Annotated in this window: 26 protein-coding genes and 4 pseudogenes; 6 read left to right on the top strand and 24 right to left on the bottom strand. The window is 39.1% G+C overall.

The features are described from left to right. The first annotated feature begins 177 nt into the window (after positions 1–177). The 4 genes from METLIM_RS03240 to METLIM_RS03225 all read left to right on the top strand — a co-directional run bounded on the left by METLIM_RS03240 (position 178) and on the right by METLIM_RS03225 (position 3,242). Positions 178–654, top strand: a complete 477-nt coding sequence (locus METLIM_RS03240; protein WP_004076477.1) for a hypothetical protein — start codon at positions 178–180, stop codon at positions 652–654. A gap of 105 nt (positions 655–759) precedes the next feature. After that, positions 760–2,037: a serine--tRNA ligase gene (gene serS, locus METLIM_RS03235; protein ID WP_004076476.1), complete on the top strand. Its 1,278-nt coding sequence runs from the start codon at positions 760–762 to the stop codon at positions 2,035–2,037. Between the two features lie 183 nt (positions 2,038–2,220). After that, positions 2,221–2,823 (top strand): Panacea domain-containing protein, encoded by a 603-nt coding sequence (locus METLIM_RS03230; protein ID WP_004076475.1) that lies wholly within the window; start codon positions 2,221–2,223, stop codon positions 2,821–2,823. 23 nt (positions 2,824–2,846) lie between these two features. Further along, entirely contained in the window at positions 2,847–3,242 is a 396-nt protein-coding gene (locus METLIM_RS03225; RefSeq protein WP_004076474.1) for a type II toxin-antitoxin system PemK/MazF family toxin, read from the top strand. 137 nt (positions 3,243–3,379) lie between these two features. On the opposite strand, the gene METLIM_RS03220 is transcribed toward METLIM_RS03225, so the two are convergent. From METLIM_RS03220 to METLIM_RS03210, 3 genes are all read right to left on the bottom strand, one after another. Beyond that, the gene (locus METLIM_RS03220; protein ID WP_004076473.1) at positions 3,380–4,786 is read right to left on the bottom strand and encodes a hypothetical protein; all 1,407 of its coding nucleotides are present in this window, start codon (positions 4,784–4,786) and stop codon (positions 3,380–3,382) included. Beyond that, positions 4,779–5,564: an ABC transporter ATP-binding protein gene (locus METLIM_RS03215; protein ID WP_004076472.1), complete on the bottom strand. Its 786-nt coding sequence runs from the start codon at positions 5,562–5,564 to the stop codon at positions 4,779–4,781. The genes METLIM_RS03220 and METLIM_RS03215 overlap by 8 nt, the downstream gene beginning before the upstream one ends. Positions 5,565–5,659: 95 nt before the next feature. Further along, positions 5,660–6,856: an AAA family ATPase gene (locus METLIM_RS03210; protein WP_004076471.1), complete on the bottom strand. Its 1,197-nt coding sequence runs from the start codon at positions 6,854–6,856 to the stop codon at positions 5,660–5,662. A 327-nt stretch (positions 6,857–7,183) separates the two neighbouring features. Between METLIM_RS03210 and METLIM_RS03205 the strand changes: the two genes are divergently transcribed. After that, complete coding sequence (locus METLIM_RS03205) at positions 7,184–8,047, top strand: PHP-associated domain-containing protein (RefSeq protein ID WP_004076470.1); 864 nt, start codon at positions 7,184–7,186, stop codon at positions 8,045–8,047. Positions 8,048–8,184: 137 nt separating this feature from the next. Here the strand turns inward: METLIM_RS03205 and cls are convergent, their stop codons facing one another. The 14 genes and pseudogenes from cls to METLIM_RS03135 form a co-directional block, all read right to left on the bottom strand. After that, the gene (gene cls / locus METLIM_RS03200; protein ID WP_004076469.1) at positions 8,185–9,669 is read right to left on the bottom strand and encodes a cardiolipin synthase; all 1,485 of its coding nucleotides are present in this window, start codon (positions 9,667–9,669) and stop codon (positions 8,185–8,187) included. Between the two features lie 337 nt (positions 9,670–10,006). Continuing rightward, positions 10,007–10,195 (bottom strand): annotated as a pseudogene (locus METLIM_RS03195) (bifunctional 5,6,7,8-tetrahydromethanopterin hydro-lyase/3-hexulose-6-phosphate synthase); the annotation flags it as partial. Positions 10,196–10,380: 185 nt separating this feature from the next. Further along, complete coding sequence (locus METLIM_RS17310; protein ID WP_174266682.1) at positions 10,381–10,530, bottom strand: hypothetical protein; 150 nt, start codon at positions 10,528–10,530, stop codon at positions 10,381–10,383. Continuing rightward, positions 10,530–10,745, bottom strand: coding sequence for a type II toxin-antitoxin system HicB family antitoxin (locus METLIM_RS03185; RefSeq protein ID WP_004076456.1), 216 nt, complete (start codon positions 10,743–10,745; stop codon positions 10,530–10,532). Before METLIM_RS03185 ends, METLIM_RS17310 begins: the two co-directional genes overlap by 1 nt. A gap of 134 nt (positions 10,746–10,879) precedes the next feature. Beyond that, a complete protein-coding gene (locus METLIM_RS03180) occupies positions 10,880–12,022 on the bottom strand; it encodes a bifunctional 5,6,7,8-tetrahydromethanopterin hydro-lyase/3-hexulose-6-phosphate synthase (protein ID WP_004076468.1) in 1,143 nt (380 codons plus the stop codon). 55 nt (positions 12,023–12,077) lie between these two features. After that, positions 12,078–12,710 carry a hypothetical protein gene (locus METLIM_RS03175; protein ID WP_004076467.1) on the bottom strand — a complete coding sequence of 211 codons (633 nt, stop codon included), beginning with the start codon at positions 12,708–12,710 and terminating at the stop codon, positions 12,078–12,080. A 75-nt stretch (positions 12,711–12,785) separates the two neighbouring features. Further along, entirely contained in the window at positions 12,786–14,018 is a 1,233-nt protein-coding gene (locus METLIM_RS03170; protein ID WP_004076465.1) for a hypothetical protein, read from the bottom strand. A 912-nt stretch (positions 14,019–14,930) separates the two neighbouring features. Then, positions 14,931–15,461, bottom strand: coding sequence for a hypothetical protein (locus METLIM_RS03165; RefSeq protein WP_004076464.1), 531 nt, complete (start codon positions 15,459–15,461; stop codon positions 14,931–14,933). A 133-nt stretch (positions 15,462–15,594) separates the two neighbouring features. Beyond that, the gene (locus METLIM_RS03160; protein ID WP_004076463.1) at positions 15,595–16,479 is read right to left on the bottom strand and encodes a hypothetical protein; all 885 of its coding nucleotides are present in this window, start codon (positions 16,477–16,479) and stop codon (positions 15,595–15,597) included. A gap of 258 nt (positions 16,480–16,737) precedes the next feature. Beyond that, the gene (locus METLIM_RS03155) at positions 16,738–17,088 is read right to left on the bottom strand and encodes a hypothetical protein (protein WP_048145550.1); all 351 of its coding nucleotides are present in this window, start codon (positions 17,086–17,088) and stop codon (positions 16,738–16,740) included. A gap of 704 nt (positions 17,089–17,792) precedes the next feature. Next, positions 17,793–18,554 (bottom strand): winged helix-turn-helix transcriptional regulator, encoded by a 762-nt coding sequence (locus tag METLIM_RS03150; RefSeq protein WP_004076461.1) that lies wholly within the window; start codon positions 18,552–18,554, stop codon positions 17,793–17,795. 15 nt (positions 18,555–18,569) lie between these two features. Then, positions 18,570–18,794 carry a hypothetical protein gene (locus METLIM_RS03145; RefSeq protein WP_004076460.1) on the bottom strand — a complete coding sequence of 75 codons (225 nt, stop codon included), beginning with the start codon at positions 18,792–18,794 and terminating at the stop codon, positions 18,570–18,572. Between the two features lie 34 nt (positions 18,795–18,828). After that, positions 18,829–19,797: a hypothetical protein gene (locus METLIM_RS03140; RefSeq protein ID WP_004076459.1), complete on the bottom strand. Its 969-nt coding sequence runs from the start codon at positions 19,795–19,797 to the stop codon at positions 18,829–18,831. A gap of 11 nt (positions 19,798–19,808) precedes the next feature. After that, the gene (locus tag METLIM_RS03135) at positions 19,809–20,564 is read right to left on the bottom strand and encodes a DUF6345 domain-containing protein (RefSeq protein ID WP_048145548.1); all 756 of its coding nucleotides are present in this window, start codon (positions 20,562–20,564) and stop codon (positions 19,809–19,811) included. 58 nt (positions 20,565–20,622) lie between these two features. Between METLIM_RS03135 and METLIM_RS03130 the strand changes: the two genes are divergently transcribed. Then, positions 20,623–20,901, top strand: a complete 279-nt coding sequence (locus METLIM_RS03130; RefSeq protein WP_004076453.1) for a hypothetical protein — start codon at positions 20,623–20,625, stop codon at positions 20,899–20,901. Positions 20,902–21,670: 769 nt separating this feature from the next. Here the strand turns inward: METLIM_RS03130 and METLIM_RS17650 are convergent. The 7 genes and pseudogenes from METLIM_RS17650 to METLIM_RS17645 all read right to left on the bottom strand — a co-directional run. Further along, positions 21,671–21,955 carry a winged helix-turn-helix transcriptional regulator gene (locus tag METLIM_RS17650; RefSeq protein WP_394295890.1) on the bottom strand — a complete coding sequence of 95 codons (285 nt, stop codon included), beginning with the start codon at positions 21,953–21,955 and terminating at the stop codon, positions 21,671–21,673. A 74-nt stretch (positions 21,956–22,029) separates the two neighbouring features. After that, on the bottom strand, positions 22,030–22,431 hold the full coding sequence (locus METLIM_RS03125; RefSeq protein WP_048145546.1) for a helix-turn-helix domain-containing protein: 402 nt from the start codon (positions 22,429–22,431) through the stop codon (positions 22,030–22,032). Positions 22,432–22,685: 254 nt separating this feature from the next. Beyond that, positions 22,686–22,850: pseudogene (locus tag METLIM_RS17305) on the bottom strand (bifunctional 5,6,7,8-tetrahydromethanopterin hydro-lyase/3-hexulose-6-phosphate synthase); the annotation flags it as partial. A gap of 109 nt (positions 22,851–22,959) precedes the next feature. Next, positions 22,960–23,193, bottom strand: a complete 234-nt coding sequence (locus METLIM_RS03120; RefSeq protein WP_004076457.1) for a type II toxin-antitoxin system HicA family toxin — start codon at positions 23,191–23,193, stop codon at positions 22,960–22,962. Further along, entirely contained in the window at positions 23,193–23,408 is a 216-nt protein-coding gene (locus METLIM_RS03115) for a type II toxin-antitoxin system HicB family antitoxin (protein ID WP_004076456.1), read from the bottom strand. The genes METLIM_RS03120 and METLIM_RS03115 overlap by 1 nt, the downstream gene beginning before the upstream one ends. 134 nt (positions 23,409–23,542) lie before the next feature. Continuing rightward, positions 23,543–24,373, bottom strand: a pseudogene (locus METLIM_RS03110) (bifunctional 5,6,7,8-tetrahydromethanopterin hydro-lyase/3-hexulose-6-phosphate synthase); the annotation flags it as partial. Then, positions 24,358–25,192: pseudogene (locus METLIM_RS17645) on the bottom strand (IS1634 family transposase); the annotation flags it as partial. The pseudogenes METLIM_RS03110 and METLIM_RS17645, both read right to left, overlap by 16 nt. Positions 25,193–25,215: the final 23 nt, after the last annotated feature.

Genomic DNA, 25,215 nt, shown 5'->3' with positions numbered 1-25,215 from the left:
TTCAGGAATTAATTCTTCTTACTGGAGTAAGAGTAACAATTACAGGCGCAATCGGGGAGACTCTCACTGTCACAAGTGGGAATTCTTAGACTGTCATTGACAGTTGTCTGCCAGACTGAACTTTTGGAGATCTTATCAGGGAAATTTTTTTATCATTACAGGACAAAATTGCCTTCTATGCTTCTACTGTCGAACAGGGGATTAATCTCTGTTTTTGTAATTATTGCATTTGCTGCTATTGCCTGCAGTTCCGGGTGTGTGGAGGGTGAAGGTGATAATATGCAGATTATTGTACTCAGGGATTTTGGACAGTATAGCGGATTTTTTGGAGTTGCCGGAGACCTGATTGGTAAAGTCGATAAATCCGTTACAACAGTGAGCGGTGAGTACTTCCAGGAAAGGGGGCCAATAAATCCGGATGAAGGTGAGTATCCCATGGTGCTTATTTTTAAATCCGGAGGAGAGTGTGATATTTACGAGTCGGTCAACGGATACCGGCAGTATTATGCCACTTTCAGGTATTCTGTAAAGGATGGAAAGGTGTATATCCGTCTTAGCGATGAATATGATGAAAATTCGATTTTAATCAGACTTGGGATTGAGGATGGCGGTGCGAAACTCGTAAATGACGACAACACCTTTGTCCGCATCTAATTCTTATAACCATTTTTCCGGATGTATTTTCATAGCATCCGGACCACTTTTTACGAGTCCCTCAAAACAATAATCTCATATGGTTGGCATAAATATAATGAATTTATGCTTGAACTGAAATTTATACGGAATAACCCGGATGTTGTCAGGGCTGACCTCAATAAAAGGGGAGATGAGGAGAAGCTTTTATGGATCGATGACCTGCTTGCAAAGGATATTAAATCCCGTGAGATGCAGACCGAAATCAACACCATGCGGGCACGGCGCAATGTTATCAGCCGGGAGATAAATGATGCACGGAAAGCAAAGGAAGATTTTTCGGGACTTCTTGAAGAGGCAAAATCCCTGCCTGCCAGAATAAAGGAAGATGAGGCAGAACTTGAGGAGATTAATGCGAAGCTGAAATATTACCAGATGAGAATCCCAAATCTTCTCCATGAGACTGTCCCTGTCGGTGCGGATGACTCTGAGAATGTAGAGGTTAAAAAATGGGGCGAAGCTGTCGTGCCTTCATTTGAGCTTAAAAACCACGGTGAACTTGCGGTGGAGAAGAACCTGGCTGATTTTGAGAGAGCAGCAAGAATTTCCGGCTCCGGATTTTACATGCTCAAGGGAAACCTCGCAATGATGGATCTCGCCCTTCAGCGCCTTGCAGTCGATCTTCTTACCGGACGTGGCTATACTCCCATAATTCCGCCTTACATGATGAACCGTGCCGCATATGAAGGCGTTACAGATCTCGCTGACTTTGAAAATGTGATGTATGCCATTGACGGTGAGGACGAATTCCTCATTGCAACAAGTGAGCACCCGATGGCTGCAATGTACATGGATGAGATCTTTGAGGAGAAGGACCTGCCAATCCGGATGGCCGGTATAAGCCCCTGCTTCAGGCGTGAGATCGGTGCACACGGCCTTGATACCAGAGGACTTTTCAGGGTTCACCAGTTCAACAAGGTTGAGCAGTTCATCTACTGTAAGCCGGAGGATTCATGGGCAATGCATGAGGAGCTTCTCAAAAATTCTGAGGACCTCTACCAGATGCTTGGCCTTCCATACAGGGTTGTCAATATCTGCACCGGAGATATAGGCACTGTCGCCGCCAAGAAGTATGATATGGAGGTCTGGATGCCGCGTGAGGAGACATACCGTGAGGTTGTATCATGCTCAAACTGTACGGCATACCAGTCTGTGAGGCTGAACATCAAGGTCAGGGATGCACATGACTTTGAGACGAAGAACTTTGTTCACACCTTAAACAGCACAGCGGTTGCAACCACACGAACGATTCGTGCTATTATGGAAAATTATCAGGAAGAGGGCGGCACGGTTGTTGTGCCAAAGGTCTTAAGGCCGTATATGAACGGCGCTGAGACTCTCTGAAACCTTATTTTTGTTTTGTGTATTCTCAGGAAGAATTATTTATTCCGAAGGGTATAGGGTAACTAAATATATCATATTAAGAATTTGCTGAATTCTTCTGTGTAAATATCCGGATATTTTCAAATATTCATGTGAATTATTATCGCAAGGCCGGTAAATCAGTTTAAACTTTGAGGTGTGAATATGAAGACTGAAAAACAGCTTAATGCCCTTATCTATGCCATTGAGAGATATCCGGAGATCGGAAGAACCAAGCTGATGAAATTTGTTTTTTTTGTGGATTTATTCAGATTTAACCAGACCGGAGAGACACTTCTGGAAGATGAATATATTCGTCTTCCAAACGGTCCTGTGCCTGATATTGGTTTTTCATATACAGATAATTCAAATGCCTATCTGAGTGTAACCTGTGAGCAGATAGGCCCGGAACACTGTTTATATCAGTATAAACCAAGAAAAAAATCTGATGTTTTACTATTCTCCGAAGATGACATTAAATTGTTTGATCTGATTATCCAGACACTGAAGAAATACAATACTCAGTCAGTGAGTGATCTCACTCACAGATTTACTCTCTGGAAAGAAGCAGAAAACAGTGATATTATAACCAAAGAAAAACTCCGGCTTGATGAATATGAATATGATGATCTTGAATCTTTTTTTTATTATAATCAGGCCTTAACTGATGCTGAAGGGGTAACTGAATATCCGGGAGATGATGCCTGTGACACAGTCTCTGAAGAAATGATGTCCCTCCAGTTGGAATCAATGGACAGATCAGAATAATGGTTGTAAATGGTCAGTAAAGGATGAAGGATAAACTGAATCTGGGGGAAGGGGATGTTTTTTTCCTTGATTTAACTGGGCACACCGGAATTTCAGAGAGCACAATGAAAGATCCGCATTATATTGCAGTTGTAATGAATCCAGGAAAACTTCTTAACGAAAATCACAGAACAATAATCTGTGTGCCGATGACATCGGTTAAGTCTAAGATGTGGGATGAAGTTAATAACAGGCCAAGAATTTACTCCCATTATCTGATTAAACCTGAGAAATATCCGGAACTAAAGAATAATACGCTGATAAAGTGTGAGCAGATTTATACCATAAACCGTGAATATTTCTCAGATTATCGTTTTACACTTGATAAACACGACCTTCATGAAGTCAGGAAACGCATGATTAACATAATTGGATACTGATGTTCTGCTTCCATATCGTCAGGTGCTAATCCGGCAACCATATAGGAAACTCTTGAGAGATCGTCTATGTATCCACAGTTATTTTTTGTGCAGATAGCTGTTCTTATTTCTGTTTGAAATCCCAATGTTCTAAAATCCTAAAGCCCTTTAAATTCAGTATTGTCCCATTTTTTAAACCCGGAATTTATCATATGCCATGCCGGGATTAGCAGTATAACTCCGGCATAGGCAAATACAGGGCCTGCCGATGTGAGTGCAAGCATAACCAGTACAGCCGGGCCGATTAAAAGCATATAGAGCAGAAATACTCTGACATTGTAGATGAGTATGCCCGGATTAAGTCCGCAGAGCCTTATCTGAACTGACAGGGCAAAAAATGATACTGAAAGGCAGAGCACAACCGCTCCGGGTATGTGTGCCGGAATTCCGGATGAAATTCCGGCAGCCACGAGAAAGATCACCGGAATTACCTGTAGCACTGTGAAGGATTCGGCCTTTGCTTTGATGATGTCCGAAGTCCTGACCGGAAGGAAGATGTATGCTGCGAATGAGTCAAATTCCGTAAGCCAGGTGTACATAGTTGAGGATATAACTCCGGTTACAACCGCAAGACTGAATAAGAGACTCTCCTGTGGGATTATTCCTTCCATAAGTGAGAGTAAGAGCCAGATTATTCCCAGGGGGAGCAGAAATGAGAAGAGCGTCTGCCCTATCCCGGCCCCGCTTCTGTACAGGTCAATGAAGTCCTTTGCTACAAGGTTATTCTCCCTTAAGATGCTGAGTTTTTCGGAGAGAGGCAGAAAACGGTTTTTGTAGTGCTTCTCAGAACTCCGGTATTCCGGCGTGAAGAATATCATCGAAATGGTAAACAGAAGAATTATCAGAAGAACTGAGACTGCAAGGTTTACAGGGGACAAAGAATAAAACAGCGCCAGCGGAGGGAAGAGGAAGGAGAATTCTGTTCCTGTGCCGAATGTTATAAGTCTGGCAGCCACTACAATTACAGCAATCAGCAGAAGAAGAGCTTTTTTGCTCCTTGAATAGACGGATGATAGCAGAAAAACAAGGCAAAGCCCGGTCAGAAACGAGAGTGTAATCGTCAGGAGGAGAAGAAGAGGGTAATACAGGTTAATTCCAAGGAATGGCGCTGCGATTAAAAAGCCCAGTCCAAATGGAATTACCCAGAGGATGAAGTAATATACAATGTCCTTAATGATGAAGTTTAAGAATATCACCTTCTCAGATATCGGCAGGCTTCGTGCTGAATAGGCAATCAGGCTTGACTGCCCGAACCTCCGGTTCATAACCTCTTTCCCTAAAAGTCCAAACGATCCGACCATTATTCCGAGAAGTGCGAATTGGGCATGTATTATCAGTGCAAGGGTGTTTATCTCAATTACCTCTCTTACAAGCGGTATCAGAAATGCACCCATAAATGCGATTGCGAAGATCATGAATGGGAAGAGGGCAAAGTTCAGGCTTCCAAAGAGTGTTGAGTGCATCCGCCACTCTTCCTTAAACATGGCACAGAAAAGTTCAGGCATTCTTCTCCCTCTCTACGATTCCTTCTTCTCCTCTTTCTTTCCCTTCAATTATCTCATCTATAATTTCTTTCTCCACAAGCTCCATGAAAAAGTCGTCAAGATGAATATCTTTTTCCTTTAGTTCAGTTACTTTTCCGGTATGGAGGAGTTTTCCTTTATGAAGAATTGCAAAATCTGTGCATATCTCCCCCGCAATTTCAAGTATGTGGGTAGAGAGAAATATTGTCCTTCCGGAATCTGTGTAATCCTTTAAAAAGCCCTTGACCTTTCTCTGCATGACCGGATCGAGGTTGATGAGGGGTTCATCTATTAATGCGAGATCGGGATTATGGAGAAATGCCTGTGCAAACATGAGCTTCTGCCTTGTTCCCCGTGAGAGATCCTTGCATAAGACATCCTTCTTGTCCGCAAAATCGAGGTAGTCAAACCACCATTCTGCCTTCTCCTCAATATCCCCGATTTTACGGATTTTTCCGGCAAATGAGAGATACTCCTCAGCAGTCAGAAAGCTCGGCGGTGTCTCCTGTTCGGGGATTATCCCCACCGCCGCTCTGACTTTTACCGGTTCCTTTGCAGGGTCAATTCCAAGAACCTCTGCCGAGCCGGACGACTCCTTCATCTGTCCGGTGAGCATTCTGATCATTGTCGTCTTTCCGGAGCCGTTTGGTCCTAACAGCCCGAAGAGGCTGCCTTTCTCAACCGAAAGCGTGACTGAATCGACAGCTCTTAGTTCTCCGAAGTTTTTAGTCAGGTTTTTTGTCAGAATTACGGGTGGCATGATGATCTCCCGGTTAAGTTACTCTAATGGCAGGATATATAATGAATCTGTATGTGTGATTTGAGATATATATCCCCTGAAAGGTGCCTGTGAAATCAGCGTGTGTCCAGTAAAACTTCTCTTATCCATCTTTCAAATACGGGATCACAGAGTTCATATTGACCTTTTCCGGTTTTTATGACAAATCCCTTATCTGTTAAATAGCCAAGATAAGTACTTACATTTGATATTTTATCCCGGATATCTCCGGAATTCAACTCATTTCTCTCCCCGATCTCCTTTGGTCTGTGATAGCCTTTAGCAATCTTAAGCACAACCAGCTTCTCTTTTGGACTTAAAGAATTAAATTCCTCTCTGAATAGCATATTTCCCTCCTCTCTTATAAATTCAGATTCAGTCTCTTTTGCATCTCCAATAGTGACGGTGCCGCCTTCAGGTCTTCTTCTCTTAAGCATCTTACCGATATACTGTATGTAAAACGGAATTCCGGCTGAGAAATTATAAATCTCTATAATGCAATCCTCTGTGATATTCAGTCCGGCAGATAATATTTCCCCGGTATGCTTAAGATCGAACGGGAGTATCTCTTTTGAGATTAACTGCCGGTAAAACGGTGACCCTGGTGAGAGTACAGCAAGGTTCATTGTGCTTCTGAGAGACCCGGATACACAAAGGGCAGTGTGCTGATAATTTTCCGATATGGTTCTGATTTTACGCAAAATTGCCTCCCCAACTTTAATATTGTTACTTTTAAGGTCAATAACAGAAGGAAATTCATCGATCATTATTACACATTTGATATTTCCGGGACATTTTTCTGACAGTTTTTCAGAGACTGTAAAAGTGTGCTCAATCATTTCATCTCTGCTTTTCTGCACATTATTCCGGCTTATAATAAACTCAATTTCATCATAAACCACTTTAAGTTCAGCCTCAGAAAGAATTTTCCTGAGTATGGACAGAGGAGTTTTTATCAGCTCGTATGAACGGAATTTCAGGGATAAATACGGCCTGTAAGCATCAATTATCTCAAGTATCAGTTTTCTGCAGAGTTCTTCAACTGTATAATCAATAAGATCCCAGACAGACAGATAAACAACTGCAATATTTCCCTTTTCTGTCAGCCTCCCTGAAACTTCCTTTAAGATTGAAGTTTTGCCAATTCTCCGGCGGCCATAAAGGGCAAATCCTGATGTTGAGTCCGGATTGGATAGTTCAGAGATCATTTCATCAAGAATTCTGGTTCTGTTGATGAAGTCTTCCCCTTTTACAGGCGTTAATGTGAATGCCATAATAAACTAATAAATTTATTAGTAATAATTTTATTAGTAATTTTTCTCTGCTGCTATAAGGAGATCTGGCATCTGGCGTATCTGCAATATTGCCGGTTGGTAAAATGTCATAAAATAAGTGACCTTCAGCCTCAAAAACTGCACTGTCGGTATCATTCATTCCCTTTGCCACAATTCCGGGTTTGAATTTAATATATGGATCGCTGTTGGTTGTGTAAGGTATAAGTTATGAAGGCACCTCTGTTTTATAAACAATTTACAATATTATTTCTGGCAATATTGGCCGTCCCATACCGCAGGAAAAGAGCAAAGGAAATGAAAAAATAAATGACAAACTCTTTATATAACCCGATAAAACTTGAAAAACCTGACATCTCAGCCTTAAAAAAAGATGGCTATACCCCTGCGGATATGCACCTTCATACCTGCTACTCAGATGGCCTCACAAAAATTCCGGACCTTCTCAGATATGCGGAAAAAAAAGGAATTTCACTTTCAGTAACTGACCATAATGAGATAGGGGGTGCTTTAAAAGCGGAAAAATATGCAGAGGACACCTTAATAATTCCCGGCATTGAACTTGATACCAAAGAAGGACCACATCTCCTCATATATTTTTATACATCAGATGACCTATCTGAATTTTTTAATGACTTTAACAGGGAAAAAGCTGAATTAAGTCCGGCCCTCACAAAAAATCTGCCGGTTATGAAATGCCTCACTCTTGCAGAACAATATGACTGTTTAAGAGTTGCAGCACATCCCTTTGGATATTACGGAATAAACCGTGGGGTCTTAAAATGTGTGGATAAAAATATGCTCCCCGGAGTTATGGACCACCTGGACGGGATTGAAGCAATCTGTGGCGGAATGATAAGGGGCTTAAATGAGAAATCAATGGAATATGCCAGGAATAATGACATTCCTTTTACCGGTGGTTCGGATGCCCATATCCTGCCTGATGTAGGTAATGTCCTGACAGGTTCATATGTTGAAACGGTTGAGGAGTTTCTCTCCGGAATTGTGAACCGGAAGAATATTGTCATTGGAAAGTCCGGGAACTTCTTAAATAAGGGTGCAACAGCAGGTGTAATTGCATGGAGTTTTGTTCCGTACACCTTATCATATCTTTCTGCGCATTATTTGGCGAATAAAAGGAGAATGTCTGATATTTTCAGTTCAGATAAATAATTCTCATATCCTTTTTTTATGCTTAAATTAAGTAACCCATAAGCAATGGCTCAAAGGTGATGGATGGATAAGTAGAAGTTTTTCGTATGATCCATGTTTTGATCAGCAAAAATTCCGGGCTTAAAAAAAGAAAATTCTCAGAGCAGGGGAGAAAAAAGCCTTGAAACTGAGAGTTTTAATCTTGTAATTTTTGGCAGTGATAAAATACGCTCTTCTGTCAGTTCTGTGCAGTCTGAAAGGTCTCTGATGAAGTATTCTTTTAGTTCCTCTGCAACATTTCTGTCATACATTATGGCATTTGTCTCGAAATTGAGCCTGAAACTTCTTACGTCCCAGTTTGCACTTCCAACAGATGCGGCGACATTGTCAACGACTATTGTTTTGGCGTGAATGAAGCCATCATTATAGGTATAGGCTTTTACTCCTGCATCAAGGAGCTGTTCGATGTATGAATATCCCGCCCAGTAAACAAAGAGGTGGTCAGGTTTTGACGGGATCATAATTTTAACGTCAATCCCTGACAATGCTGCAATTCTCAGTGCATCCATAATGCTTTCATCCGGAATAAAATACGGGGTCTGAATGTAAACCGACTCAGTTGCAAGGGTTATCATCTTCAGATAAGACTCCTTTATTGGATTCCAGTAGGTGTCAGGACCTCCTGATACAATCTGAACAGGTACATTACCGCTCTTTTCAGTTTCATCTCCTGTCATCTCCGGGAAATATCTGCCTTTCAGTTCTATCTGTTCATCTTTTGCAGCATAATTCCAGTCCAGAATAAATCTTATCTGCATGGGCAGTACTGAATGACCTTTAATCCGGACGGCAGTATCCCTCCATGGTGCCCATTCTGGAATCCGGCTGAGATAATCGTCTCCAATGTTAAATCCTCCGATAAACCCTGTTTTGCCGTCAATTACTGCAATCTTTCTGTGGTTTCTGTAATTTATCCTCGGATGCCTGATTGCTACCAAAGAAGGAAAGAAAAAGGCCACTTTTCCTCCGGCTGCTTTAAAAGGTTCATAAAATTCCTTTTTTGGTCCTGCACATCCAAGCCCGTCACCAAGAAACCTTACTGTTACACCTGCATCTGCACGTTCTGTAAGTGCAGCAAATATTTCATTCCCGATTTCATCATCTTTTAAGATATAATACTCCATGTGGATGTGGTCTTCTGCACTTTTGATTGCTTCAAGGAGGGATTCAAACTTATCATTTCCGTCAACAAAAACCTTTACCCTGTTTTTGGTTGTCAATGCAGCCCTGTTGCTCTCCATAAGCATCAGAATCATCCGTTTGTAGGGATCATACAGTGTTTTTTCCACCGGAAGATCTTTTGTAATAAGCTCCTTTTTTTGTGATTCTATTATTTCTGTAATTGCCTGATCTTCCTCTTTTTTTATCCGGAACATTCTCTCACGGTAAAAACTCTGACCGACAAAAAGGTAGAGGACAAATCCTATGACCGGAGCAAAAATAAGTGCCATAAGCCATGCAACTGTGGCAGTTGGGTTTTTCCTCTCGATAAAAACAACTGCCAGAGCAAAAATCATATTTGCTATAATTATAATTGGTATTATCAGATCCCAGATCAACTGGATAATTTCATTTATTATCATCACCGCCGGCTATATCTGTTAAATAACTGATATGTGTGATTTTACTGCAAAGGATATAATATGAGTGAAATTATTTTACATAACCTGCTGAGACTGTTGCATGCTTATTTTTCAGCTGGCTATGAGCCAGTTATATAGTATATCCCGGCTGATTCTGGCGGTTATATTGCTCTGTTATCTCACTTTTCTGAATAATACTGCTTTGAGGTAATCCTCTGTATTTTCAAAGAGAGGTTCAGTTTCACAGATCCTTCAAAATAGCATATTACTCCTGTTGTGTTGATTATGGGTGAGAAAAGTTCTAAAAAATGAGTTTTAAAAATATTGTGTGGCTGAATTAGAAATCAGTCATGATCCTGAACTGGTCGATCTCTTCCTTGTTCATCTCTTCAAGGAACTGCTCTGCCGGGTTCCGGATGTTTTTAGATGCTGTTATTGCTCTTCCGACAACTAAAATATCAGCGCCTGCCTTAAGTGCGTCCTTAACAACGTGCTGCCTGACACCGCCTGCGGTTGCGACAGGAAGATTTGATATTAGCGGTAAGGCAGTTGACCTGTTGCTTTTGTAAACTGCCATTTAAGGTGTAGAGGATGAGGGAATGTAGTATTTTCCCATCCCGGCGATGTCATTGATTATAATATTTCAGGAATTCTTCTCTTGATATGCCGGCCTGATTACATATCACCCTTAATGTTGAGACTTTAATTTTACTAAGACTTAGGGAGTGTGAGCGGAGTTTTTGTACCGTCAGGATTACTCCGTTGCATTGAGATGTGATTTTCTGCCCTGACTGTTACAAACCCGGGTAATTCAAATGTTTTTAGAACTTTTGCAATTGGTACATCCTGTGGAAACTTCATCAGACTGCAACCTCTGCCACAAAGGTTTCCAGTATCTCCTCATTTTCAAATACATCACTTCCAAACGATTCTATGTGAAACACAATTGCAGATTTAACATCTGAAAGTGCTTCTTCATATGTGTCGCCTTCACCAATTACTACCCCTTTCAGGCCAATGGGGTATGCAATATAACCATCTTCATGTTTTTCAACGATAATTTTTAAGTTCCGCATAATTATGAGTATTTGTTTTTCCGTTATATTAATTCTCATACATTCTGCTAAACAGAGTATAATGCCATTTATGGCGAAATTAGCGGTAAATGGAGCTAAAAAAAGAAGTTCTGAAAAAATATTGTCTTTCCAGATCAGAAATCAGTCATGATCCTGAACTGGTCAATCTCTTCCTTGTTCATCTCTTCAAGGAACTGCTCTGCCGAGTTCTGGATGTTCCTGGATGCAGTGATTGCCCTTCCGACAACGAGGATGTCAGCGCCTGACTTGAGTGCGTCCTTTACAACATGCTGCCTGACACCGCCTGCGGTTGCGACAAGGAGTTTTCCGCCGGCTGCTTCTTTGATTGCCGGAATGTCGCCCCAGTTGTAGTCATCGCCCTCAGCGTCAATGGCACGGTGCATCTCAACAATGCTTGGAACTGCGCCTTCTTTTGCAAGCTTTTCTATAAGCTCTGCCGGTTTATCAACATTGAGCATATCTATGACTGAGTAGATGCCGGTCTTCTTTGCTTCCTGGATGAATTTGACAATTGTCGGCACAGGTGCAAGCCCTGATACAACAACAGCGTCTGCGGATGCGTTTGCTGCCATCCTTGCCTCAAGGTTTCCGGTATCAAGGGTCTTTAAGTCAGCGATGATGAATGCATCAGGCCTTATCTTTCTGATCTCGCTTATTACTGAAAGCCCGAACTGCTTAATCAGAGGTGTTCCTGCCTCAATTAATACATGGTCGTTCTTGGGCACTGATGTTAAGACTCTCTCTACAGACTTCATGTCAACAAGGTCCATGGCCACCTGAAGGTACGGCGGGTCCCAGAGCCTGTGTACTTTGAATCCCATAACAGCGTGTCCTGCACGGTCTTTCTCTTTGAGAACTGTTTCTTTGTCCGGGAATCCTGCGAGTGCACGGGTGATTGCAAGCTTTGTTGAACCGTAGTTGTAGCGGTAAATCCTGTTGTAGTCCTTTGCATCCGGGTGAAGGAATGCACTTACCAGGAGTACAAGGTCTTCTATATTATTGTCACCGAATGCGCCCTCTTCAACTGAGTCTGCAACAGCCTTTGCAACTGCCGCCTGGACTGCGCCAAACATTGCATTTACCTGTTCTCCGGTCTTAAGAGTCACTTTAGGTATGATGAGTGTTGCAGGCTTTGTTAAGAGATTAGGCCTTATTACTGCCAGAAGTGGTGTGTGTCCGGGTGAGAGCTGTGACATTGCGTTTGCAAAAGCCATGCCGACCGGGCCGGTCTTGTCGCCGACTAAAAGATCTATAATCTGGCAAGAGCGATAAAATCAATTCTATTTACCCTTTTGTTCAGCTCTTAAGTTATCATTTCACCGTAATGTTTGCAACAGGAACTCCTCTGTCATGATCAACATGGGAATAATATCCATACCATCCTTCACCATCAAAGATATTTACGTCCATTACTGCAAGACAAAATTCTCCTGTTTTGTTTGGAGTCCAGACTATATTTTGAGTGATTTTTTCACCGGGATTAATTGTTACATCTCCTTTTCTCTCATCAATATATTCAACAACCTGATAGCGTTCGGTTTCCAATAGGTCTGCATAAGCAACGAACATTTTTGGAGGAAAGTTGTTGATAATACCCGGAGAATCATCTATTGATTCAAATATGACATCAATAGATACAGGTTCACCTGATTTCACTGAATTCTCCGAATTTTCTGCATACACTGTCAGGTCGGCAACTTCATTCCCTGCTGCTGTCGGAGCAATCATATTTGGAGGATAAGTCTCTTCAACAGAGGTTTGCTTTGGCAATACCTGCCAGATTATATCCTGTTGTACAGTTGATATATTATCTCCATCGTGAGAATTCTCTATAATGTCGCTGCTATCCGTATTTTCATTAATTGTTCCAACGCATCCCGCAGTTAAATTACAAAAAACAAAAAAGAAAATAGTGAGAATAACTTTAATTTTTATTAAACTCATATGTGTATACTCCATTTATCTCATCAATACATATATGGTGAAAAAATAATGGTGTGATTGTTTTATTATGTTCTTTCATGTTTGATACCTTCCTGCTTTATGATATGTGTAAATGATATTGGATGAAACCCAATCATTCATGTAGACATAATTTCCAGAGCCATATGGATAAGTATGGGAATTATAGCTAAATGAAATTCCCGGACGGATCCAGTTATTATCACTGTCTTGTGACCACTCATCCTGCATTGTATTAGTAATAGCTTCAAAATCTGTTTGAGGTGTTCCAACCAAATCCAGTTCTGATGTTCCTATTAAATGTGTAACATATTCTGCTCCATCATTAGAATCATCATAAACATAATTATCCCAGTCTAAGGTTGTTATGTCTTTAAACCAAATATAATACTTATCAGAATTTACCTGAACATAATATTCATACTGATGCATAGAAGATGCATCAATCCACTCGTTATTTGGCCAGCAAAGAACTGTCTCATCATAAATTGCTGCAGAGAGATAAATATCACCATCAGGTTGATACCAGAGAATTAACTCAACAAGATCACCAGCACGATCAAAGTGGATTTCTCTTTCCTGATATATTACACAAGATTGTCCGGAAGTAAATGAATATGGCTGTATTTTACCAGTTACATAATCTATATCAGAATAACCTGATGCTGAATCATATTGAATACTTTCCATATAATTTATGGATCTAGTATCTTTTGATATGGCAACAGAGGAAAATTTTTCCGAATTATTTGGATCTTTCGAGGATTCAAGATTTAATTTGCTTAATTTTCTTTTTTCCAGAATGTCATTTTGCATATCTTCGTAATTATCATATTTTCCAAAGAAGTTTATTGGATAATTCAAATCCAGTTTTTCATCATCTCCATTTTGATTTTTAATCATTTGAGTAGGTAATCTCAGTAAATATATTACTTCATCAGAATCTATCTGAACTGGTGTATATACCAGATGTTCCAATTTTTCATCATATTCTTTATTCAATTCAGAAGTTTCAAGATTTAAATTCACGATTTCCAAATCTTCATTCAAATTATTTTCAATAATCCATTTAGCAGGAAAAACATAATATGAAATTTCAGATTCCGAGAGTGGATCTTTGAGATACTGTTCAGTTTTACTATAGTCTGGTGTTAATATTGCTATTGATTCAGAAGATCCTTGTTCCATTTCGTTATAACTTATTGCACTAACCGCTGGAATGAACATCGCTGTCAGTAGTGTCATTACCAATAGCAGGCAAAAAGCCCGCACGCCTTTTTTAATTTTCATAACTTTTCCTCATTTTGTTCTTAAAACCGGCATACAAACCTTAATCTGAGTTTATGTGAAATCAGGTAAATGCCGGTTGATTATAATTGGCAGACAACAGGGGAGGATAAGGAAACTGAATTGGTTAAAATGGCCCTTATTCTTTCCTGTCAATTACCACCTAAATTGTTTTAAGGAAAGGTTAAATCAAAAGATCACTCCTTTGTTACCCCTCAGTTAAAAGTAGAAAGTAGGACTATATATAGACCTCTCACCACATCATTGAACTGTTATTGTAATATTGACAGCAATATCCGGGATTTGGAGATTTTGGGTGACAATGTTTTTGTAAAATCATCGCTGATGGCTTATTTTTAATAAATATTGGATTTTCCTCTCTAAAATATCACTGCGCCTATCTCAAAACGGAATAATTTTTCCTGCATAGTTGGGGGAAATAAAATCCGTATCGACAGCACTAACCGCCGGAACGAACATCGTCGTCAGCAATGCCATTATCAATAGCAGGCAAAAAGCCCGCACGCCTTTCTTTAATCTCATAGTTGTACCTCATAGTTTCTAAGAGCAACCGGCATGCAAACCTTAATTAGATTTTATGTGAAATCAGGTAAATGCCGGTTGACTATAATTGGCAGACAACAGGGCAGGATAAGGAGACTGGATTGGTTAAAACGGCCCTTATTCTCTCCTGTCAGTTACCACCTAAATTGTTTTAAGGAAAGGTTAAATCAAAAGATCACTCCTTTGATGTCATCTCCATTTAAAAATAGTCTATTGAATTATAAATTTACTCTCACTATATCATTGAACTATTATTCTTGACTCATCTCAGAAAATTGGAGATGAGTCATAATTTTTTACCATGTTTTCCCTCTGTTATATATTCACAAAAAAAGAAAGCCTTTTAATATATTAGCCGGCTGTTGGCGAAGGCACCGTAGGTCTGGACTTCCCAAATTCTGGAAGGCAACCTATCGCAAAAAATTGTCCATCGTACTCATACAATACAGGTGATTCTAAAGGATCGCATTTTGGATCGGTGCTGTTTTTACAAGATAAATTTCGAAGTTCTGTAATTTGATTCACCGAACCTTTAAAGTCATAAACAAATTTACGACCATTATACCATTTATTGTCATTATTTGCATAGTTCAGAATCCCGTTTTCAACTTGTGGAAATGAAATCAGATCCTCTTTAGTCAGGTGAACAATAACTCGATTTGTTATATAATCAGGATCTACCTCCTGAATGTAACAATAGTCATTGGTCTGAGAAGTGGTATTCGACGGAACTGAGGTTTGTGGGATCTCATTTGATTGGTTTGGATGAAGATTTTCGAATGGAATCACCATAAAATAAATAAGACAAATCATGATAATTATGGCAATAATGAGGCTAACAAGGAGTATTGGATAGTTTTTCTTAATATTTGATAATTTCATTTACAACACATCTGTTAAAGTGTAATTTTTGTTTGATGATCTTTATACCCGGTAAAATCAGGTTGGGTACAACCTGAGGAATTTCATAATTAATATGTATCATCCCTTGGCGAATATAAAAATAATTGGGAGGTCAAGCCCAACCTGACCAGGCATATGATTCTGTGATAAGTTCCTGGTTGTTTGAACCACCCCAGCACCAGTTAATGTGGACGAAATTCTCGTTTTCTGTTTGGTTTTCAAATGTCCAAACCTGTCTTGGTTCCCTCCATGTGCCGCCGGTTTCACGGACCCATTCATCGATAATCGGTTCAGTATATGCATAGAAAGAGTCCGTTATTGGGCTGGTATGCTGGAAAAATTCAGACGAACCGCAAACTTCAGTGAAAGTTGTACTGGGATTGTCCTGATCATTATATACATACTGATCAAACCACTGCAATGTATTCATATCTTCAAAGTTTATGTAATATTTACCATTATAAATCTCAATATGGTATCCATATGAATGAGGGAATGAATTAGGAATTAGTTCGATAATCTCTGCCCCTGAATCCTCATAATTGCTTAAATCTATGACATCTGAACCATCGTCATAGATGGCTGGAAATAATGATACTTTACCAAGAGGATAATCTGAATAATGGTCGTAATTTACGACAACCTCAATGGCATCCTGTCTGTTAGGATTTAGATAGGTTTCCCTCTCCTGTGGAACATAATATTGATCATTGTTTCCTGAAAATGACCAAGTATCAGGGGTTATTTGACCAATAATGTAGTTATAATTAACTGTTTTGCTGGCCCGTTCAAAAAATACTCTTTCATTATGCCAAGTATCAACACCTTGAGGTGTAACCCTTACTGACTTTGTCCCAGTTCTTGTACTACTTTCCAAAGCAGGTGTTTCAATTACTGATGATGCAGATGAAATTTGTTTAATTAATGTAACATCATTTTCGCCAGGATTTACTATTATAGAATCTCCTTCAAGTTTTACGTGCGAATCAAGGTCCATAATATTATTATAGTTCCTAAAAAAATTCGCGAATGGAAGAGTTACAACCTGGATTCCCGAAAATTCCTAACGAGCCATTTTTAAAATGGCCGTATCACATTTTAAATTAGAAATAGTGCGTATTTTATTGATGGATGTTGTTTCGCTCGTTAGGTAGTAATTACAAAGCATAACTGGGCCGTGCATTTTTAAAATGGCTACAATATGTTGGCCAAATTCTGATTAAATATGAATTTGGCCGCATTTGTCCTGCCCTAGTTATGTGTCTCCGGGAATCCAGGTTACAACATTATTTTTCGATGTAGCAAGAAAACGATCTAACATGTCCATAGGCATTCGCATCAGAACAACTGCCTCATTGGAATTAATGTCTTTAGCAATATATCTGTTTGGATAATCTTTTGATTTATCGAAATGTGTTTTTATATCTAAGTAGAATACTGGAATACTTATTATTCCTAAATTTTCTTCTTGATTAAAAGAATCAAGAGTTTTCTTAGGTATAATTAAATTTATCATTTCTGATTCATGCAAAGGTTCTGCCGGTTTTGAATCTTTGAAATATTCTGGTGTAATATAATTTTCATGTGAATTTATATCTTTGTCCATGTCCACTGATGATTGCGTAGAACTACTCTGTGTTTCCGTTGCACTAACTGCCGGAACAAACATCGCCGTCAGCAATGCCATTACCAATAGCAGGCTCAAGGCCCGCACGCCTTTCTTTAATCTCATAGTTGTACCTCATAGTTTCTAAGAGCAACCGGCATGCAAACCTTAATCAGAGTTAACGTGATATCAGTTAAATGCCGGTTGACTATAACTGGCAGACAACAGGGCAGGATAAGGAAACTGAATTGGCTAAAATGGCCCTTATTCTTTCCTGTCAATTACTACCTAAATTGTTTTAAGAAAGGTTAAATCAAAAGATCACTCCTTTGATTGCCCTTCAAATAAATTATTCAATGTAAGTGATTATATGTTCTCTCACTATAGTCTTGAACTGTTAGTGCAATGTCTGTGAATACTGTCTGCGATCAGGATATTTCAGGCAATAAAGTTTTGGTGAAATTATTATTTGTGGGCTGATTTTTGATAAAATGGAGTGTTTCTATTCGATTATTCTACTATTATGGTTGGTGCGCTAATTTTGTGCATAATAGATTCAGAACTGCCTTAATAATCTTATTTTCCGGGTTACAATTCATTGAATGGGTGTATAATTATAATGTTTCATAATTTGATTTGTTGAGGTAATTGATCAGTCAGCTTATAAGTATCCGGGAAATATTATCCAATTTGATAATTTGCTTTTATTTATCTTCCTGATTATTAGCTTTCAGATTATATTCATCTTTTATCTCATCAGGCAGGTTTTCGATGAAAAGAGTTTCAAACTCTGATCTGATATGATAATGCCTGAATTTTCCTGAGATCCTTGTGGATAACAGATCTGCACCATCTAACTTTTTGATGTGCCACGTCACAGCGCTTTTTGAAATGTTAAGTTCTTCTTTTAGCTCGGAATTTTTTATTCCCGGATATTTCAGGATAATTGCAACAATTCTGGCCTTAACAGGGTTATGGCATAAGGCAATAATTCTTCTTTCCGGGCCTGTAAACCTGTTCTGGTTGATGAAAATTCTCTTGGAATTACTGTCTTTTTCAGAAACTATATGGTTATTTTTTTCGAGGCGATTAAGATGGTACCGGATAGTCTCACGTTTGGTATTAAGTTCCTCAGCAAGCTGACCGACAGATTTTCCGGGATTTGCTGATATGTAATCCATAATTTCCTTTCTTTTTTCATTGGCAAGAACATAACGAATTCTCCCAACTATTGGGGGCAAAAATTTGACAATTGCAAAAAATCCGGCAATAATTGATGCGACATATGATATTTTAATCCAGAGCGGCAGTTCCCGGAAGGTCGTGGATTTATCTGCTCCTGAAATATCTGCATCCGGGCTGTTACTTTCACCAAATGTGACTGTGTATTCACAGCATCCGGGATAAATGCAGAGCAGAGCAGTCAATAAAAAAAAGATTACTAATTTCTGGTGGAGATCCATCATATTTTATTTAATACATCATATGGTATAATCCTCTGTTCCTGATACGTCGTATCCATAAACCTCATAGCGCCAGGTGCCTCTGGCAATGCCATCCGGATTATTGATATTGAACTGAATTCTTCCGTCATTTGAACCATCACTGTTGTCATAGTAATATCCGAATGTGTGGCCATCCGGAGAAGAACCCCTTTTTATTTGTTGATAAAAAAAGGTGGACTTTTTGTATTTATCACAATACATTTATGTATAATTCATTATTATAATTCTATGTTTTTCATGATTCCAAAGCATACACATATTCAATAAATGGATCTGTTAATTTACCTCTTGTTGCAGTTCCACTAAAAACATATATGGGAACTACTTTATTCTGCTCGTAGATCCTCGGTTCCATCCAGTAACCAAGAGAAATGTCGTTGATAGTAACTGTATCAAATTCAGCAAGGTTTACCGGATATACAGTATTTTGATTACACAAGTCTTCATATGCATTTTCTACTGTTCTTAACTGAACATTTCCTGACGGTTCGACCTCTCTCCAGTTTTTCACCATTCCTACAACTTCTCCGCCGTCACCTATAATTACCGAAAATTCATCTCCATAAACTGGAATTCCATCAAAATTTCTGGCATAACGAACAGCAGTCGTTACATCATAAGATTTTTCCGGTTTGGTAGCTCCACTTTTCCAGACCTGTTGTTTTTGATTTACTTCTACATTTTTAATAAAGGCATCTTTTTGATAAGTATTGGTCTTTTCAAGGAATTCATCCGCAATTATTATTGCTTCTTCTTTGGAAGGAAGAACTGGTTGTACTTCAACACTGTTTGGAAATTCTTTATCTGGAATTGAATAGACTATTGCACCTGATTTAGAGTAATAAGATATCTGCCTTTGTGGATCGTAAGAATCATCCACTATTCGCATTTCCCCCGTATTTTTTATATAGGGCTCTAAAACTCCTTTTATGTCAAAAGATTCTGCAATTTTTTTAATATTATCTGTGTCCAATTTTTCAAATTTAATATCATATAACGGGACTGTTGTTCTATCTTTTGTAAATTTAGCATTCAAAATAATGTCTGGATTTGAGCTATCAAGTGAATTTAAAATCTGACCAGAAGAATATTCAGATATTTCAGCCTGTTCAGAGATGTTGCCCATTATTTCCATTGATATTGCACAACCTCCTAACAATGTAATTGCAAGCAATGTTCCAACAATTAATTTTTTATTAATCATATAAATCCTCCTTAATTGCAATAATATAGCCAATAATATGTTGTGTCATCTACAGTAGGATCAGCAATTACTGTCCCCTCTTTCCAGATGCGGTCATTACCACAATTAGAATTTTCGCCGATTATTCCTACTTTAATTGTATCTGGGTGTGTCTCATCCATTGCGTTAAACCAAGCTAATCTGACTTTTTCACTGTTAAGCAATCTTTGTGCACAATTCTCCCCATCATCTGCAAAATCATAACCAATTGTATTAAATCCACAGATCAGATGAACGCCGTTAAGTGCTTTATGAAGAATTCCTTTGAAGTTTCCGGGAATTTCGGTAGTATGACAACTGTGCAACAGCATCCATTCTGCATCGTAGTCTCCCCATTCAACAAGGTTAAATTGAACCCAGTCCAAAGGATTATTTGTCAACAAAAGATAAGCCTGATGTCCATGACCTGAAAACCATGTAATATCCACACCATCTACATAATTTTCATCATTATCACTCCACTGGTTTACTGCTGTTTGCCTGTCTCCAAGGCAAAATCGCTTTGTCCAACCTGCATTTCCTAATGTATTATAAAAATCAGTTGCGCTTTCATCAGAATGCGAAAGTGGATTAGGCCAATAATCATTTACCCATTCCACTCCCACCTCAGGAAAAGATGCGTCATTGTCATCACCTGTCCCGGCACTAACCGCCGGAACGAACATCGCCCCGATAAGCGCCATTATCAATAGCAGGCAAAAAGCCCGCACGCCTTTCTTTAATCTCATAGTTTCTAAGAGCAACCGGCATGCAAACCTTAATCAGAGTTTATGTGAAATCAGGTAAATGCCGGTTGACTACAATTGGCAGACAACAGGGGAGGATAAGGAAACTGAATTGGTTAAAATGGCCCTTATTCTTTCCTGTCAGTTACCACTTTTTAGTGAAGGTTTAATCAAAAGATCACTCTTTGTTACCCCTCAGTTAAAAGTAGAAAGTAGGACTATATATAGACCTCTCACCACATCATTGAACTGTTATTGTAATATTGACAGCAATATCCGGGATTTGGAGATTTTGGGTGACAATGTTTTTGTAAAATCATCGCTGATGGCTTATTTTTAATAAATATTGGATTTTCCTCTCTAAAATATCACTTGCGCCTATCTCAAAACGGAATAATTTTTCCTGCATAGTTTGGGGGAAATAAAATCCGTATCGACAACACTAACCGCCGGGAACGAACATCGTCGTCAGCAATTGCCATTACTAATATCAGGCTCAAGGGCCCCGCATGACTCTTCTTTAAATTTCATAGTTTTAACTCTTAGTTTTTCGGGAAAAACCGGCATGCAAACCTTAATCAGAGTTTATGTGGATTCAGTTAAATGCCGGTTGACTATAACTAGGCAGACAACAGGGCAGGATAAGGAGACTGGATTGGTTAAAACGGCCCTTATTCTCTCCTTTCAATTATCACTGGATCTGTTTAGGAAGATTTAATCAAAAGATCACTCCTTCGATTGCCCTTCAAATAAATAATTTGATGTAAGTGATTATATGTTCTCTCACTATAGTCTTGAACTGATAGTGCAATGTCAGTAAATACTGTCTGCGATCAGGATATTTCGGGCAATAAAGTTTTGGTGAAATTATTATTTGCGGACTGATTTTTGATAAAATGGAGTAATCCTATTCAGTTATTCGACTAAATTAATTGATGCGCTAATTTTGTGCATAATAGATTCAGAACTGCCCTAATAATCTGACTTTCCGGGTTACAATTCATTGAATGGGTGTATAATTATAATGTTTCATAATTTGATTTGTTGAGGTAATTGATCAGTCAGCTTATAAGTATCCGGGAAATATTATCCAATTTGATAATTTGCTTTTATTTATCTTCCTGATTATTAGCTTTCAGATTATATTCATCTTTTATCTCATCAGGCAGGTTTTCGATGAAAAGAGTTTCAAACTCTGATCTGATATGATAATGCCTGAATTTTCCTGAGATCCTTGTGGATAACAGATCTGCACCATCTAACTTTTTGATGTGCCACGTCACAGCGCTTTTTGAAATGTTAAGTTCTTCTTTTAGCTCAGAATTTTTTATTCCCGGATATTTCAGGATAATTGCAACAATTCTGGCCTTAACAGGGTTATGGCATAAGGCAATAATTCTTCTTTCCTGGCCTGTAAACCTGTTCTGGTTGATGAAAATTCTCTTGGAATTACTGTCTTTTTCAGAAACTATATGGTTATTTTTTCGAGGCGATTAAGATGGTACCGGATAGTCTCACGTTTGGTATTAAGTTCCTCAGCAAGCTGACCGACAGATTTTCCGGGATTTGCTGATATGTAATCCATAATTTCCTTTCTTTTTTCATTGGCAAGAACATAACGAATTCTCCCAACTATTGGGGGCAAAAATTTGACAATTGCAAAAAATCCGGCAATAATTGATGCAACATATGATATTTTAATCCAGAGCGGCAGTTCCTGGAAGGTCGTGGATTTATCTGCTCCTGAAATATCTGCATCCGGGCTGTTACTTTCACCAAATGTGACTGTGTATTCACAGCATCCGGGATAAATGCAGAGCAGAGCAGTCAATAAAAAAAAGATTACTAATTTCTGGTGGAGATCCATCATATTTTATTTAATACATCATATGGTATAATCCTCTGTTCCTGATACGTCGTATCCATAAACCTCATAGCGCCAGGTGCCTCTGGCAATGCCATCCGGATTATTGATATTGAACTGAATTCTTCCGTCATTTGAACCATCACTGTTGTCATAGTAATATCCGAATGTGTGGCCATCTGGAGAATAAATCTTTAACCTAAGAGAATCTGATGAATCACCCCAGTTTAAATCAATATGGAGCTGAGTGGTATAACTGTTTACTGTTTAAATTGATTAATCTCTTCCCTGTTCATCTCTTCAGGGAACTGCTCTGCCGGGTTCCGGATGTTTTTGGATGCTGTAATTGCCCTTCCGACAAGGAGGATATCAGCACCTGCTTTAAGTGCGTCCTTAACAACATGCTGCCTGACACTACCTGTGGTGTGAAAAGGAGAAATGACGTTAGCGATAGGGTAGTAAATCAGTCTCTTCTGTAAACTGACATTTAAGAGGAGAACACAAAGAAATTATATATTTTATTCTATTGATGTGTCATTGATTGAAGTATTTCAGGAATTCGTCCCTTGATATGCCGGCCTGATTACATATTGCCCTTAGTGTTGAACCTTTAATTTTACTATGATTGGGAAGTGTGAGCGGAGTTTTTGTACCGTCAGGATTACTCCGTTGCATTGAGATGTGATTTCCTGCCCTGACTGTTACAAACCCGGGTAATTCAAATGTTTTAAGAACTTTTGCAATTGGTACATCCTGTGGAAACTTCATCAGACTGCAACCTCTGCCACAAAGGTTTCCAGTATCTCCTCATTTTCAAATACATCACTTCCAAACGATTCTATGTGAAACACAATTGCAGATTTAACATCTGAAAGTGCTTCTTCATATGTGTCGCCTTCACCAATTACTACCCCTTTCAGGCCAATGGGGTATGCAATATAACCATCTTCATGTTTTTCAACGATAATTTTTAAGTTCCGCATAATTATGAGTATTTGTTTTTCCGTTATATTAATTCTCATACATTCTGCTAAACAGAGTATAATGCCATTTATGGCGTAATCTGATGATATTAATGCTAAAAAAAGAAATTCTGAAAAAATATTGTCTTTCCAGATCAGAAATCAGTCATGATCCTGAACTGATCCCTCTCTTCCTTGTTCATTTCCTCAAGGAACTGCTCTGCCGAGTTCTGGATGTTCTTGGATGCAGTGATTGCCCTTCCGACAACTAAAATATCAGCGCCTGACTTGAGTGCGTCCTTTACAACGTGCTGCCTGACACCGCCTGCGGTTGCGACAAGGAGTTTTCCGCCGGCTGCTTCTTTGATTGCCGGAATGTCGCCCCAGTTGTAGTCATCGCCCTCAGCGTCAATGGCACGGTGCATCTCAACAATGCTTGGAATTGCGCCTTCTTTTGCCAGTTTCTCGATAAGCTCTGCCGGTTTTTCAACATTGAGCATATCAATGACTGAGTAGATGCCGGTCTTCTTTGCTTCCTGGATGAATTTGACAATGGTTGGCACAGGTGCAAGTCCGGATACAACAACAGCGTCTGCGGATGCGTTTGCTGCCATTCTTGCCTCAAGATTTCCGGTATCAAGAGTCTTTAAGTCAGCGATGATAAACGCATCAGGTCTGATCTTTCTGATCTCACCGATTACTGAAAGTCCGAACTGCTTAATCAGAGGTGTTCCTGCCTCAATTAATACATGGTCGTTCTTGGGCACTGACGTCAGTACTCTCTCTACAGACTTCATGTCAACAAGGTCCATGGCCACCTGAAGGTATGGCGGGTCCCAGAGCCTGTGTACTTTGAATCCCATAACAGCGTGTCCTGCACGGTCTTTCTCTTTGAGAACTGTTTCCTTGTCAGGGAATCCTGCGAGTGCACGGGTGATTGCAAGTTTTGTTGAACCGTAGTTGTAGCGGTAAATCCTGTTGTAGTCTCACTTATCTGTTTTATGTTATCTTCTGAATAAAACGCAGCATCAGCAATATAATAGACTTTTTCATCGAAAATAAGAGATTTTTGAAAGTTTTGAATCATCTCGATAATGCTTTCGCTATCTTGTTTATTGCCTGAAAAGGCCTCCGTAAATAGCGGAATTCCCATTTGATTAGTTGCTATTCCAAGCACAAATCGATTAAGGTCCCATCTTCCGTCTTTTGGATACCCTTTCGTAATATTGATGGTATTATCAGAATTTCGGTTATATTTGCCATAAACACTAAAATTGGTGGTGTCAACATGGATCAGTTTAGTTGCAAATTCATCTTTGATTAAAGATTGGACTACAATTTCATTGAATAATCTAGGAGGCTGTCCGAGAATAAAAAGTGACAAAATAAATTTTGCTTCTTTTCTAATTTAAGGCTTAAATTATGCTTCATTTATCATCGTTTTTTTGATAAACTGCATTGCCAGACAGTCTCCTAGTCGGACCATATTCGTAAACTGCATCAAGGGTACGGCCTATTACATCATCATTTAAATGCTCCAGTCTAACTCCATCGCCAAGTAAATTTTCAACAGCAAGATCATTGAAGAATTTAGGAAAGAGGTAAAGCCGGCGCTCTGTAAAACCAAGACCATTCAGGACCATTGCTTTAAGGACCTGTCCATGAGACATATTGCACGGACGTTTTTTTGGGATAGCATTGTCAGCAATTGTTCCAATATTAAGAGAGTCAAATATTCCTGCTACCAGGCCAAGGTGATATATTGACTCAATTGAACCCTCAACATAACCATCTAAGATTTCCATAGGAGGTAATGTATATATTGATT

It is taken from the genome of Methanoplanus limicola DSM 2279, assembly GCF_000243255.1.
Classification (GTDB): domain Archaea; phylum Halobacteriota; class Methanomicrobia; order Methanomicrobiales; family Methanomicrobiaceae; genus Methanoplanus; species Methanoplanus limicola.
This window is presented reverse-complemented; position numbering and strand designations above follow the sequence as displayed.